Raw genomic sequence first — 13,979 nt, forward strand, 5'->3', positions numbered from 1 at the left:
TCACCCATGTCCACCATTTCCACCGGTGTCGGACTTGTTTCCGGCCTGCCGACTCAACAGATCGTCGAATCCCTGATCGCCAGCCAGCGGCAGCCGATCACGCTCCTGCAAGGTCGTGTTTCGGCGCTCAACGCCCGCCGAACGGCGCTTTTGCAGGTCTCCGCGCAGCTTCTGGCCCTGAAAAATACGACGACGCGTTTCGGTACGGCCGAGCTGTTCCGCACGACCAAGGCCGCGTCCACGCAAGAGAGCGTGCTGCTGGCCAGCGCTTCGGCCGGCGCGGCGGTTGGCTCGTACACGTTCACGGTCAAATCGCTCGCGACGGCGCACCAGGTCATCTCCGGCGGTTTCGCCACGAGCAACGCGACCCCGATCGGCGCGGGCACCCTGACCTTTGAAACCGCGATCGCGACGATCAACCGAACGACGCCGCTGGGCGCGCTGCGCGGCGGCGAGGGCGTGCGCGGGGGCAAGATTCGCGTCACCGATCGCACCGGCGCCAGCGCCGTGATCGACCTGACGACGGCGACGACGCTCGACGATCTTCTCGGCGCGATCAACAACCAGACAACTGTAAATGTTCGAGCCGAGGTGCGCGGCGACCGCGTGGCGCTGATCGATCAAACCGGCCTGCTCACCGGCTCGCTCACGGTCGCCGACGTGGACGGAGGCCGCACGGCGCAGGACCTGGGGCTGGCCGGTAGCAGCGCGACCGGCACGCTTGAAGGCGTCGACCTCGTTCGTCTGTCGCAGCATACGCGCCTGGAGCAGCTCAACGATGGCAACGGCGTGCGCCGGCTGCGCAATCAACCGGATTTCTCCGTCACGCTGGCCGACGGCGGCACGCTGACGTTCGAGCTTTCCGAACGCCTCACCGATGCCACGCGGCTCGCGAATCTGAACGGGGGGGCGGGCGTGCCGGCCGGTTCGATCAAGATCACCAATCGCGCGGGCGTCTCGCAGGAGATCGACTTGTCGAGCGCGCAGACGATCGGCGACGTGAAGAGCGCGATTCAGGCGGCGGGCCTGAACATCACCGTGACGTTGAGCGGAGCCCGGCTGCTGCTAAGTGACAACTCCACGCCCGATTCAACGCCGGAGGACAATGCCCTGCGCGTGGAAGAGGTCGGCGGCGGGACGACCGCAGCCGCGCTGGGCATCAAGGCCGTTTCCGCCACCGGCTCGATCAACGGCAAGAATATCTTTTCCATCAGCACCGTCGGCGACGTGCTGCGGCTGATCAACTCCGATGCGGCCAACGGCGGTCGACTGCATGCGTCGATCTCCGCAAACGGGACAGGCTTGACGTTGACCGACACGTCGGGCGGGGCAGGGACGCTCTCGGTGGCGGCGCTGGGCGGTTCGAAGGCCCTGGACGATCTGGGCCTGACGACGCCCGCATCGGGCAACGCGATCCAGTCGCGCCGGCTTGTTGCGTCGCTGAACAGCGTCCTGCTGCGCAGCCTGCGCGGGGGCGCGGGCGTCGCGGGCGGGCAGATTCAGATCACCGATCGCGCGGGCGCGTCGGCCGCGGTGGACCTGTCGACCGCGCAGACGCTTTCCGAAATCATCGACGCCATCAACGCCGCCTCGACGGGTGTGCGCGCGCGCGTCGCATCCAACGGGCTGGGCATTCAACTGTACGACACGAGCGGCGGGGCGGGGAATCTCGTCGTCGCGGACGTCGTCGGATCGCTGGCGACGGACCTGGGCCTTGCCGTGAACGCGGCCGTCTCGTCCGCGTCGAGCGGCAATCTCCAGCGGCAGTACGTTTCCGACGCGTCGTTGCTGACGGCGCTGAACTACGGCAAGGGCGTTCCGCCGGGCAAGTTTCGAATCACCGACAGCGCCGGCGCGTCGGCCGTCGTGGACCTGACGCAGGGCAACGAAGTCACGCTGGCGGACGTGATTGACGAGATCAACTCGCGCGGCATCGGTGTGGTCGCGCGTGTGAACGACACCGGTGACGGCCTGCTCCTGACCGACACGGCGGGGGGTTCGGGAAGTTTGAAGGTCGTGGATGAGTCGGGCGCCGCCGCCAAGGCCTTGCGCATCGCCGGCACGGCGGCCTCGGGCCAGACCTTCATCGACGGCTCGTACGAGACGCGCATCATCGTGACGGGCAACGATACGCTGGCGGACGTGTTGACAAAGATTCAGGCGTCGGGCGGCCCGGCGAATGCCTCGATCATCAACGACGGCGCCAGCGGGCAGCCGTTCCGGTTGAGCCTGACGGCGTCGAGTCTGGGGCGGGATGCGGCGCTGGCGATTGACTCCGGCGCGACGGGGTTGTCGTTCGAGACGCTGGTGCGGGGGCAGAATTCGACGGTGCTGTTTGGTCCGCCGGGGGCATTGAACCCCATCGTGCTGACCAGTGGGTCGAACACGCTTGGCACGGCGGTGGCCGGGGTGAAGCTGGACCTGGTTTCGCCGAGCGATCAAGCCGTGACGGTGAACGTGACGCGGGATACGTCGGCGGTGCTGAAGGAGTTTCAGACGTTTGTCGCATCGTTCAACAAGGTGATGAGCACAATCGACGGTCTGACGCGGTTCGATCCCGAGACCGAGCAGCGGCAGGCGTTGACGGGCGACCCGACGGCGCGGCGTGTGCGTGAGCGGTTGATCGCGCTGGCCAATCGCGTGACGCCGGGCGGCGGCGCGGTCAATCGGCTCGCGTCGATCGGCGTCCGAATCGGCGCCGGCTCGCAGCTCACGCTGGATGAAGACAAGTTTCGCGCTGCGATGGAGAACAACCCCGCCCAGGTGGAGGCATTTTTCACTGACGCGGTGGCCGGCTACGGGAAGGCGATCAACGACGAGCTGGACCGGCTGTCGAAATCCGAGACGGGCCTGATCGCCGTGCAAGGCGGCGCGATCGAGAACTCGGTGAAGCTGCTGACCGATCGCATCGCGTCCATGGAGACGCTGCTGGGCCGGCGGCGCGAACGCCTGTACGCGCAATTCACGGCGATGGAAAACGCCATCGCGCAGTTGCAATCGCAGCAACGATCGCTAAGCGGTCTGTTGAGTCTTTCCTAAGCGTCCTTTTCGGACCCACCGGGCAAGGCAGCGCAGAAACGCTCCACGCCGCGGGAGCCTGGTCGCAACGCGCCCTGTAATAACTGAATCGCCGAACCGCTCCGACCGATGGATACCGTGGACGGAACAAATCTCGGACGCGGCGCCATGCGTCCTTCCGGGGCTTGGACGTCGCGGTGAGCCATCATGCAACGATCTCCAACGGCTTCCAGTGAGTATCTGCGAAACGCGGTGATGACCGCGACGCCGGAACAGCTCCATTTGATGCTCTATGACGGCGCGATCCGGTTTGTCACCCAGGCGAAGGAGGCCCTGGCGTCGAAGGATCTGGAAACCTGCTGCGAGAAACTCATCCGCGCGCAGCGCATCGTTCTGGAAATGCAGCGGGGCCTGCGGCCGGAGTACAACCCCGAGCTTTGTCGCAACCTGGAGGGGTTGTACACCTTTGTTTACAACCGTCTGGTCGATGCCAACATCACGCATGATTCCAGCGCGATGCAGGAAGCCCTGCAAATTCTCGAACATCAGCGGGAGACCTGGCGTATACTGATTGAGCGCGTCCAGGCGGCCCGGGAGCAGGAAGCGAGCGCCGCGCGCCCGGTCACTGCGGCGGGACGAGCGTCCGCTGCCGGCGATTCATTGCCTCGGCCGACGATCAGCTTACAATGCTGAACCGGCGCAGTGCCATCGCGCGAGCCCTCAATCGCAGGATGCTTCCCATGAATGCGCGTTCATCGATTCTTCGACGAGCTGGATGGATGTTGCTTCTGGTCGGGATCGCTTCGTCGCTCCCGGCGGCGCGGGGGCAGGCTCCCGCGCAGGATTCCGCGGTGAATCCTGAATCGCGTCTCGACGAGGCGATTCGCAAACTCGACAACGATGACGTGGAAGGCGCACGAATCGAGTACCTCCAGGCCATTCGGGGCGTTCGGCGCGATCTGCCGAAGCTGAAGCTGGTGGAAGGTCTGCTGCAATTGAAATTGAAGCCGCCCAATGTGCACGAAGCGCTCCTGGCGCTGGAGGAATACAACAAATCACCCGAAGGACGGAATGACTATCGCGGTCACGCGGCGGTGGGACGTGTCTACCTCGATTCGCGCCGCTACCTCCTGGCCTCCGGACCCTTGAAGACGGCCAAGGACCTGGCCCCGCGCGAGCTGGTGAACGGGAAGAACGTGCGGGCCAACATCACGCTCGATCTCGCCATGGTTTATCACGGATTGAAACGGGCCAAGATGGCCCTGGAAGAGGCGAAAGAGGCCGAGCAGATGGCCGGAAGCGATCCGGAGATTCAGTTGCGGTTGGCCGAAGTGGCTTCCGGCGCCGACGATTTTGAGACGGCGATTCAGGCGGCCGACAAGGCGATCAATCTGTATCGCGCGCGGATCAAGACCGCTCCGCTGGACAAGGCAAATTATCGTTCCGTGTTGAATGCGCACCAGTTCAAGATGAACACCGGCATGAAGCATGCGGATAAGAACCCGCAGGATCCAAGGCCGACGTTCGAGGTAGCGGTCACGGTTCAACAGGCAGGCGAAGCGCAGCGGCAACTGGCGTTGGTGGACGCGCGCGAAATCGCCTTGCAGGCCCTGCGAAAGGAACAGGCAGATTCGCGCACGACGATCCGAATCAAGGTTTTCCTGGCGCGGATCGAAGCCGCCCTTGGTGCCTTTGGCGATGCCGACGAGCACATCGCTGAAGTCCTGCGCGACGATCCAGAGAATGCCGAAGCGCTGGAGCTGCGGCGCCAGCTGACCGGCGGGCAGTAAGGACAAGCCGCCTCGATTTCCGCTTCCGGGGAATCACAACGTCAGGACGAACAGGCTCAACGGTGCTTTGTCAGCCTGAACGTCGCGTCGGCTCATTCATCCGAATCGCCCTCCGGCTCTTCGGTCGAGTCGACGTGGGAGTCGGATTCTCCGGACGGTTCTTCCTCGACGGGTTTGGGCTGCGGCTTCTTGTAGTTCTGCACGCTGCGCGTGCGCCAGGCCTTGCCGTCGAACGTCGTGTACGACGAGGACGATTGGTAGAAGTTCAGCTTGCCGGCCACCGGCGCGAGTTTTGCCAGAATCGGCGGCGCGGCGCGGACGATGGCCTGCATCGGCGGCGGCATCTCCTGCGCGCCCATCGCCACGAAGCCCAGGCCCATCGACAGGCCCGCGATTGCACCTTGCACCTCCTCGGCGAAGTTGCGCTCATCGGTGAAACTGATCGACATCACGTTTTCGCCCTTGGGGATCATCGCCTCGGCCGTGAACTGCTTGCTCTTGGTGATGTTCGGGTGCTGTCCCGAGGCCGTCTTCAGGCAGGTCGTGACGGCCTTGCTGGATGAGCCGATGATGAGATGCCCTTCGGCACAGCCGACGACGGGCGAGAGACCGCCCATCATCATCATCATGGGGTGCGAGATCTGGGTGAACTTCGCCTTGCCGATCTCGGTGGGCGTGAGGGTGAGGCCCTGTTCTTGTCCGATTTTTTCTTTGACGAACGCGACGAGGCGATCCATCTGGTCGGCGGCTTTTTCGGCGTCGGTGACGCCGACGAGCAGGACCCAGTCCTGGCCGGCGTTGTAGGAGATGTACGGGCCGGTGTAGAGGGCGAAGATTTCATCGCGGACGTTGATGCCCAGCGCGCCCTGCTGGATGCCCTCCCACGACTCCAGCGCAGCCGGTCCGCCGGGCACGTTGTCGCGGATGAAATCAATCGCGTAGTCATACAGCTTGGAGAGATCGAAGCTGCCGGAGCATGAAAAGGTGACTGCCTCGCGCGGAACGAATTTCGCGTAGTCATCCAGAGCCTTGCCGCTGCATAGGACCTTGGTGAACCCGCTTTTTTCGGTGCCTGGCCGGATGGACGTCAGCTGCTCGGTGTGGACGCGCAATCCGTCGGTCCACTCCACCTCGGCGACGTAGTCAAACGTTGACATATCATCGAGCAGGCGCGAGACCACGCGCATCCACGCGGCCGGATTGTCTTCCTGGCTCGCGGCGTCGTGGTCTTCATCATCCGTTGCGTCCTCGTCGGCGGATTCTTCCTCGTCCTCTGCGGCGCGAGCGGAGCGCTTCCGCTTGGGGCGGGGCGAATCGGCCTGTTCCTCCTCGTCGTCGCCGCCGGCCGGCCGCTTCGCGGCGGCGGCCTTGCGCTTCGGACCACCGGCCTGCATCGAACCTTCGATCATCTTCACCATGCCGTTCATGCTGTTCATCATGCCGCTGGAATCGAAGAAAACGAGGCTGTCCTCCGCGGGCGGGAGCTTTTTGAACGCGCCTTGGAAGCGCGGCGAGTCCACCAGCGCTTTCTTGTCGGACTTGCCCTGAAGCAGGGCGACGGCGTCGCGGGCGATCTGCGTTCCGCCCACGCCGATTACAATTGTATCTTTCCACGCGCTGATGCTCACGACCTTCAGCCCCGGCACCGCCAGCACCTCCAGCGCCGCCGTCGTGATGCCGTCGGTCTTGTCCTCGGTGACTTTCAACACGCCGGGGGCCGCCTGCATCTCGACTACTTTCACGATCTCTTCCAGAAGCGCCTTCAGCGCCTTGTAGTTCGCGGCTGCCTTCTCCCTGGTCATGCGACCGGCCAGCACGCCCTCGAACTGAAACGCCTGCGGGAACGGGCGATAGAACCGTCCGGCCCAGATCATCTCCGTGCCGAACAACTCGCTCCAATCCACGGCGCGGCAGAGCGTGCCGAATCGCTCGTGCAGGTCTTCGACCATCTCCAGGTGCTCGTCGTCGACGTTTTCCATGACGAGATCCCAGATGTCCGTGAGGATGCCGCTGTCCATGAAGGCCTTGTGGACCTCGCCCCAGTAGGCATTGAGGAACTCCCGCTCGGGGTTGCCCTTCGCCGCGACCGCGATGAACACGTCATCGGGGATGGCCTTGGAGAGTGAAAACTTGCTGAAATCCGTCTGCGCCAGGGCGGGCATCGCCGCAGTCAGGACGCCCAGTGCGGCGACCGCAAATCGAACTCGACGGGACTGTATCTTCATGGAATGGACTCCTGCTCCAGAGTGTGAGGTTTCGGATTCGTCACCCGCGCCTGGACGCTCCACCAGCGTGGCGATTGCGGGCCATCAGGAGGCGACGGCATCGATTGGCAACAAGTCCGCCCGGACCCAACGGGGTCAGGTTCGATCGAACCGAAGCCTCCGGCACGATAAGGGGCAACGAGAAGTGTGCCCGAAATTCACGCTTCAGGCAAATCGGACCACACCACGCCGTCCCCCGAAAAAGCGTCCATCCCGGCCCTCTGTAGCGATAAGGGTCGAATTATCAGGGGGTTGGCGACGCAATGCGGGCGATCCACTCATTCGCCCGTAGCGCAAGGTGCTGTGCGGCGGGATCGGCTCGGAACTCCTCGAAGCAGCGGGCGAGATGGGCTTCAAACGCTGCCGCGCGGCGTACGAACTCATCGACCCCGGCTTCCGCCAGCCCGGCCACCCGTTCGGGATGCGTGGCGAACTTGCTGGCGACCAGCGCGTGGCGATGGGCGTGGCCGAGTGTTTCACCAACGAGGTCGGCCGCGGCGAGGAGATCGCCCACCCCGCGAAGGTCTTGCCAGTCGGGTTCTTCGCTCCAGGGGTCTTTCGGGCGCACAAGATACGAACGACCGTCGAGGTTTGCATGGGAGACGAACCAATGCGGCGGACCCTGAAGTGCGGCATGGGCGGCGGCGACGTCGCGCCCGCGATCGGGTCCGGCGCGGATGAGTCCGGCTCGCTCGGCGGCGGGGCGCGGCTGCTCCTTGAATTCAAAGAGCATCGGTGCGGCGTTATGACGCAGCAGACCACCGGTCAGCACGAGGTATTTGCCGACGCCCTGGCTGCCGCTGGAGCCGAGACGCGTCCACCGCGCCGCATCGCGTACGTCCATCGCGCGATCGTTGGCCAGCAGGCGGCGCGACGCGGGAGTCATGCTGCCGATGGCCTCGCGCAATGCGTCGGTCAGCGCCGCGCGGGTCGCGGGCGGCGCCGGATCGAGAATATCGACGGGTTGCTTCTTTTTGCGGCGCACCGGGGCGAAGCGAGGCGGTTCACCGTCGCGCAGATAGCGTCGTGCGAACGTGCGCTGGTCAGCGTCGTGAACCTTGTTCATCAGCGCGCGCACGGCGGGATGCCTTTCGGCAAGCGTGGCGGCGTCAAGGTTGCCGCGCAGCGCCGCCGCATAGGCCGCGCAAAACCGCCTTGCAAGTTCTGTTTGCCGCGCCTCGTCCAGTTCGATTCGCCGCGCCGCCGCCGCCACGCGCAGTGATGCCACGCCGCGCAGCACATCCAATTCAAACGGTCCCTCAAACGCCTCATCGAGGTCCACAACGCCGAATCGCACGAAGTCGGTCGAGTCAGCCGTGCGGTACACGCCGATGTTCCCGTAGTGCACGTCGCCGTGAAGGAGGAGGCGCGCGTCCTCGCGGTGCAGCCAATCGGCGGCATTCTCTCGACACCAGTCATAATACAGGTCGGCCGTCCCGCGAAAGAACGTGTACGCATCCGCATTCAGGCTGCGAAACCTCATCGGCAGTTCGCGCGGATCATCGGGAGAAAGGTGCGGATTCAACGCTGCGAGGCGCGCGGCCGGGTTGCGACGTGCCTCCTCGGCATGAGCCGCCGCAAGGACCGCGGCGCAAACCGCGCACGCGATCGGGGCCGCTCGCGCGCGGCGGACGCGCTTCGGCCTGGGCCATGGACGTGAGGACTTGGACAAGCTGGAACGCCTGATGGACTGCATGGTTCGTGCTGACAAGCGTTTGGGATGCTACCGCCAACCGAGTCGATTGGGCAAACCGAGTCGAACAACGTCAGGCGTTTTTAATCGCGCAGGGCCGTCGGAGGCGTGGATTAACCGATTCTTAATGCAGCCTGAATACACCTCAAACAGTCAGGTGCCACACTACGTCGGGAACTCATCGGCTGGGCGGGAGATCCGTTGTGCGGCGGACCGTCCGGCGAACGCGAAACCTGAAATAGCAATACGTCAGCAAAGCGAGCGAGGATCACCTCACATGCGGAGAAAGTCTTGTCCGACGACGAAGGGGGCCTTCACGCTGATCGAACTGCTGGTCAGCATCGCCATCATCGCGTTGCTCATTTCGATTCTCCTGCCGGCGCTGTCGGCGGCCCGCGAACAGGGTCAGGAGACCAAGTGCCGCGCGAATCTCAAATCCTTCGGCATGGGGTTCATGACCTACGCCAACGTGAACGACGATTACACGTGCAGCGGCGCCTTTGATCCCGACGTCGGCAAGAAGCGCGACGGCCCGGTCGATCAGATCGGCTGGGTCGCGGACCAGGTGAATTCGCAGGCGTCGGTGCCCGGTCAGATGCTGTGTCCGTCGAATCCCGCCCGCTACAACCAAAAGCTCGGCGCCGAAGGCGGAACCTACACCCCGGCGCAGGCCATCGAATTGATTCGCCTTGGCTACAACACCAACTACACCCAAAGCTGGTACATGGGCCGCACGCAGTACAACCCCAACGGAACCGGCAATCTCAAGAGCACGACCGGCACGCTCTGGGCGCTCAATTTGAGCAGCCTCAAGAGCGTGGATACGGCGCGCGTCCCCATGCTCGGCGACGGCCGCACCGATCCCGACAACCTGGTGCTGGGCGAGCGCTCGGTGAAATCCATGACCGACGGGCCTTACCTGGGGAACTACGGGATTCAGAACTACGCGGACTTCGGTCCGGCGCACGGTCGGGCGAAGTGGATCGCGTCGAAGAATCACAATCGCGTTCGGGCGAACATCCTCTTCGCCGACGGCCACGTGGGTTACTTCCGCGATGTGGATGGGGATGGGGAGTTCGCGCTGAACGATGACGATTTTCCGAATGTGACGCAGCGCGATGTGGACCACCAGGTGTTTGACGGCGTCCTGACGCTGGGGCGAAGGTCGAAGAACCCGGATGCAATCGAGTAAGCGCGCGGAGGATGGGTCGGCGGCGTCCCGGCCGGGGGGACGGGTCGCGCATCGGACGTGCTGCGTGGGGTTTATGACGTTTTCGATTTTTGTGTTCTGGTGTTTACGGAAGGGGAGCCATGCGAAGCAGAATCACCGTCATCGTCTGTCTGATCAGTTTCACGTTTGCGCACGTCGCGCCCGCGACGGTCTTCATTAACGAAGTGCTGATCAACCCGCCGGGCAGCAGCAACGACGACACGCGCGAGTTTGTTGAAATCGTCGGCACGCCCGGCAAGAAGCTCGATGGCTACGCTTTCGCGATGATCAACGGCGGTCAGCGCAAGCACTACCCATTGGGCACGATGGACTGCGCGCTGTTGAATTCCATTGGGGAGGGCACGCCCGAGATCGACGAGTTCTTCAGCCTCGATGGATTGCAGATCGGCCCGAACGGCATCCTCGTGCTGGGCATCGGCCCGTCCGGCGCGTACCCGACCCTGCTGGCGGATTCGAACTTCCGCCGCTGGACGACGCTGTGGCAGAGCAATCCCGGTGATCCGCACGGCAAGTTGAGCAACGACGGCTCGAACACGCTTCTGCTGATCCGCAATCGTCCGGGCGACACGCAGGCCACCGGCGACAACGGCGACGTGCGCTGGGGCAAGGACCGCGTCCACGTGGATTCAGAGCTGACTACGCCGGTCGATACCACGATCTGCATCGGCGGTTCCAACAACGGTTCGCCCTGCCAGGACAGTAGCGTTTGCGTCGGCGGCGGGAGCTGCGGCGCGGGGCAGGCCGATCTGCTCGGCGACGGTAACGTGGACAAAGGCGAGCCGAACGGCTTGGCGGCGCCCTGCGGCCCGAACTCGGTCGATCTCAAGGGCGCGAGCACGCCGGGCGACGAGTCCGACGATCTGGAAATCGTGGACGAGATCAGCTACGAACACGACCAGGGCTGGGAATACGACTTCGACGCTCGGCACGTGGACCTCGGCAGCACGACAAGCGGGCTGCCCTATCGACACGTTCATGCCTTGGACGATCCACAGGGCATCAACCCCGACGCGCTTTCGCGCGTCGATTACCGCACCAAAGGACCCGGCTGGCCGCCGGCCCCGGGCGCGACCGGCGAGATGACCAACGGCAACAACTGGCAGGACACGGCCACCGAGCAGTGGATTCGCGGCGAGAGCGCGGCCACGACCGCGACCTGTCCGCCGCCGGGCGGCAATCCCGCCCCGCCGTTCTATTATGACAATTGTACTAATACCAATCCGGCCAGCATCCAGCCCTTTCTCACCAACGTGCCGCTGTGGCTCAACGACGGATCGGGCGTCGATTACAACTTCGCCGCGCAGAACACCTACGAGATCATGGCCGGTCGCGTGAATCCGCTGGCGGTCCCCTTCATTCCCGGGGACGCCGACCGCGACGGCGCCTGCAACGCCGCCGACATCGCCAAGATCGCCGTCTTTTTCGGTGATAACGACTGGGTCTTCAGCAACAGCTTCTCCGAGTCGGCCCAGGGCGATGGCGGCGATCCGGCCGGGCAGATTCGCCCGTGGGACGTCGACCTGTCCGGCGATCACGGCATCGAGCCGACCGACCTGCAATGGGCGCTGAATTTCCAGGGCAACACCGACGGCCGCATCGTCGGCCAGCGCTACGACAGCACGACGCCCTCCGCCACCGGCGTGCATCTGAACCCCAACACCGGCGTAACCGTCGCGGTGACGGCGAGCGCGGCAAGCGGCTGCGGCCGACCGATCTCGGCGCTGTTCATCGGCGATGTCGTGGACGTGACGGTGAGCGCGCAGGTGACGGCCGGTGCGAACCTGTTGGCCGGTCAGGAGAACGGCGTGATGCAGTTCGCGCACGACGTGGCCGTGAGCAGCGGCGGCGTTCTGGAGCTGGTCGGCGTGACGCCGATCAACGGTTTCAACACGACGCGCGCCGCGATTCAGTCGCCGCAGGGCACAAGCGGCGAGCTGGGGGTCAAGCTCGTCAACGGCTACACGACGGCGTTCAATCGCGGGCTGACGTCGGCCGATGCGATGTACCGCGTCAGCTTCCGGGCGGTGGCGGCTGGTACGACAAATGTCAGCATTTCGGCGGCGGCCGAGCCGAAGTTCGCCGCGAGCACGCCCGGCGGCGTGAAGATCGGCCACACGCGGAACCTGCAATCGCTCGGTTCGTTCAACATCGCCACGATCAGTTACGGCGACCCGGAGAGCACGACTTACCCCGCCGCCATCGGCATCACCGTCACGCCCGGGCTGCACGGCGACGTGAACGGCGACACGCTGGTGAACCTGTCCGATGTGCCGCTGTTCGTGAACGTGCTGCTCGGGACGGACACCAACCCGGCACACGTGGCCGCCAGCGATCTGAACTGCGACGCGGCGGTGAACGGTCGCGACATCGAGGGCATGATCGACGCGATCCTGCCGTGAGAGGGCGTATCGCAACAGGCTTCTTCGGCTTCATCCTCTCGTCGTCACAAATTCCCCCGCCGTGCCGCCGGGCTGCCAGCGGGTGAGGATCATCTTCGACTGCGTGTAGAACGCGATGCCTTCCTTCCCCTGGATGTGCAGATCGCCGAAGAACGAACCCTTCGTCCCGGTGAACGGGAACATCGCCATCGGCGCGGGCACGCCGACGTTCACGCCGATCATCCCCGCCCCGGCGCGATGTTTGAATTCGCGGGCCGCGTGCCCGTCGCGCGTGTAGATGACCGCGCCGTTGCCGTACGGATTGCGATGGGTCAGCTCGATCGCCTCCTCCAGCGTGCCCACGCGCGAAACGCTCAAGACCGGGCCGAACAGCTCCGTGCGGCTGGCGAAGCTCTCCGGCGAGACGTGGTCCAGCACCGTCGGTCCCAAATAAAATCCCTTCGGCGCGTCGGGCACTTTCACGCCGCGCCCGTCCCGCGCCAACTTCGCCCCGTCTTTCACACTCCTGTCGATATTAGCGATCAGGTTCTCCAGGTGCGATCGCGTCGTCACCGGGCCCATGTCCACGGGCGAGACGCCCGTGCCACCCGCGCTGCCCTCGATGTCCGTGCGGCCGACGCGCATCGAATCGGCCGTCGCGCGGAGTCGTTCCACCAACGGGTCGGCCACCTTGCCGATGGCGACGGCGAGGCTGCCGGCCATGCAGCGCTGGCCCGCGCAGCCGAAGGCGCTGACCGCCAGGGCGGCGACGCTTTTGTCGAGGTCGGCATCGGGCATGACGAGGATGTGATTCTTCGCGCCGCCGTTGGCCTGCACGCGCTTGCCGTGCTTCGTGCCCGTTTCGTAGATGTATTTCGCGATCGGCGTGCTGCCGACGAAACTGATCGCCTGCACGTGCGGATGGGTGAGGAGCGTGTCGACGCATTCCTTGTCGCCGTGGACGATGTTGAGCACGCCCGGCGGCAGGCCGGCTTCGGCGCACAGCTCGGCCAGGCGCATGGCGGAGAGCGGTACTTTCTCGCTTGGTTTTAAGACAAAAGTATTTCCCGCGGCGATGGCGATCGGAAACATCCACAGCGGCACCATCAGCGGGAAATTGTACGGCGTGATGCCCACGCAGACGCCCAGCGGGTGCACGTACGTCTCACAGTCCACGTCGGCAGCGATGTTTCGCAGCGTATCGCCCATCGTCAGCGTCGGCATGCCGCAGGCGAACTCGACCATCTCGATGCCGCGGCGGACCGAGCCGACCGCCTCGGCGTGCGTCTTGCCGTGCTCCAGCGAGACGGTCCGCGCCAGGCTCTCGGCGTTTTTCTCCAGCAGGTGCACCAGCCGAAACATCACGCGGGCGCGCTCGACCACCGGCGTGTCGCGCCACGCGGGGAAGGCGTCCTGCGCCGCCTGAATGACGGACGCCGTTTCCGCCGCGCTGCACATCGGCACGCGGGCGATCACGTCGCCGGTCGACGGATTGAATACGTCACCGAAGCGCGACGCATTGGATGGCGTCATGCGCCCGCGGACGAAATTGTGAACGGTTTGGATTTTTTCCGAGACGGCGACGGACATGGGGGCACCTCCGGT

At 64.8% G+C, this 13,979-nt stretch carries 8 protein-coding genes; 5 read left to right on the forward strand and 3 right to left on the reverse strand.

Features of this window, described 5'->3' with window-relative positions:
• Positions 1-6: 6 nt before the first annotated feature.
• The 3 genes from fliD to HRU71_11725 all read left to right on the forward strand — a co-directional run bounded on the left by fliD (position 7) and on the right by HRU71_11725 (position 4,808).
• A complete protein-coding gene (gene fliD, locus HRU71_11715) occupies positions 7-3,039 on the forward strand; it encodes a flagellar filament capping protein FliD (GenBank protein QOJ04109.1) in 3,033 nt (1,010 codons plus the stop codon).
• A gap of 186 nt (positions 3,040-3,225) precedes the next feature.
• Positions 3,226-3,711, forward strand: coding sequence for a flagellar export chaperone FliS (fliS, locus tag HRU71_11720; protein QOJ04110.1), 486 nt, complete (start codon positions 3,226-3,228; stop codon positions 3,709-3,711).
• Between the two features lie 47 nt (positions 3,712-3,758).
• Positions 3,759-4,808 (forward strand): hypothetical protein, encoded by a 1,050-nt coding sequence (locus HRU71_11725; protein ID QOJ04111.1) that lies wholly within the window; start codon positions 3,759-3,761, stop codon positions 4,806-4,808.
• Positions 4,809-4,900: 92 nt separating this feature from the next.
• On the opposite strand, the gene HRU71_11730 is transcribed toward HRU71_11725, so the two are convergent.
• Both HRU71_11730 and HRU71_11735 read right to left on the reverse strand, forming a co-directional pair.
• Positions 4,901-7,033 carry a hypothetical protein gene (locus HRU71_11730; protein QOJ04112.1) on the reverse strand — a complete coding sequence of 711 codons (2,133 nt, stop codon included), beginning with the start codon at positions 7,031-7,033 and terminating at the stop codon, positions 4,901-4,903.
• A gap of 283 nt (positions 7,034-7,316) precedes the next feature.
• Positions 7,317-8,744 (reverse strand): DUF2252 family protein, encoded by a 1,428-nt coding sequence (locus HRU71_11735; protein QOJ04113.1) that lies wholly within the window; start codon positions 8,742-8,744, stop codon positions 7,317-7,319.
• 298 nt (positions 8,745-9,042) lie between these two features.
• On the opposite strand from HRU71_11735, the gene HRU71_11740 reads away from it, so the two are divergent.
• The gene (locus HRU71_11740; GenBank protein QOJ04114.1) at positions 9,043-9,957 is read left to right on the forward strand and encodes a prepilin-type N-terminal cleavage/methylation domain-containing protein; all 915 of its coding nucleotides are present in this window, start codon (positions 9,043-9,045) and stop codon (positions 9,955-9,957) included.
• Between the two features lie 119 nt (positions 9,958-10,076).
• Positions 10,077-12,395: a hypothetical protein gene (locus HRU71_11745; GenBank protein ID QOJ04115.1), complete on the forward strand. Its 2,319-nt coding sequence runs from the start codon at positions 10,077-10,079 to the stop codon at positions 12,393-12,395.
• A gap of 30 nt (positions 12,396-12,425) precedes the next feature.
• On the opposite strand, the gene HRU71_11750 is transcribed toward HRU71_11745, so the two are convergent.
• Positions 12,426-13,940: a CoA-acylating methylmalonate-semialdehyde dehydrogenase gene (locus HRU71_11750; GenBank protein ID QOJ05002.1), complete on the reverse strand. Its 1,515-nt coding sequence runs from the start codon at positions 13,938-13,940 to the stop codon at positions 12,426-12,428.
• Between the last annotated feature and the right edge of the window lie 39 nt (positions 13,941-13,979).

The sequence above is a fragment of the Planctomycetia bacterium genome (assembly GCA_015200345.1).
Classification (GTDB): Bacteria; Planctomycetota; Phycisphaerae; order UBA1845; family UTPLA1; genus PLA3.

What these genes read in the sequence shown, in the direction of transcription:
- fliD (QOJ04109.1), top strand. Translation starts at nt 7, where the DNA reads ATGTCCACCATTTCCACCGGTGTCGGACTTGTTTCCGGCCTGCCGACT.
- HRU71_11725 (QOJ04111.1), top strand. Translation starts at nt 3,759, where the DNA reads ATGAATGCGCGTTCATCGATTCTTCGACGAGCTGGATGGATGTTGCTT.
- HRU71_11740 (QOJ04114.1), top strand. Translation starts at nt 9,043, where the DNA reads ATGCGGAGAAAGTCTTGTCCGACGACGAAGGGGGCCTTCACGCTGATC.
- HRU71_11730 (QOJ04112.1), bottom strand. Translation starts at nt 7,033, where the DNA reads ATGAAGATACAGTCCCGTCGAGTTCGATTTGCGGTCGCCGCACTGGGC.
- HRU71_11745 (QOJ04115.1), top strand. Translation starts at nt 10,077, where the DNA reads ATGCGAAGCAGAATCACCGTCATCGTCTGTCTGATCAGTTTCACGTTT.
- fliS (QOJ04110.1), top strand. Translation starts at nt 3,226, where the DNA reads ATGCAACGATCTCCAACGGCTTCCAGTGAGTATCTGCGAAACGCGGTG.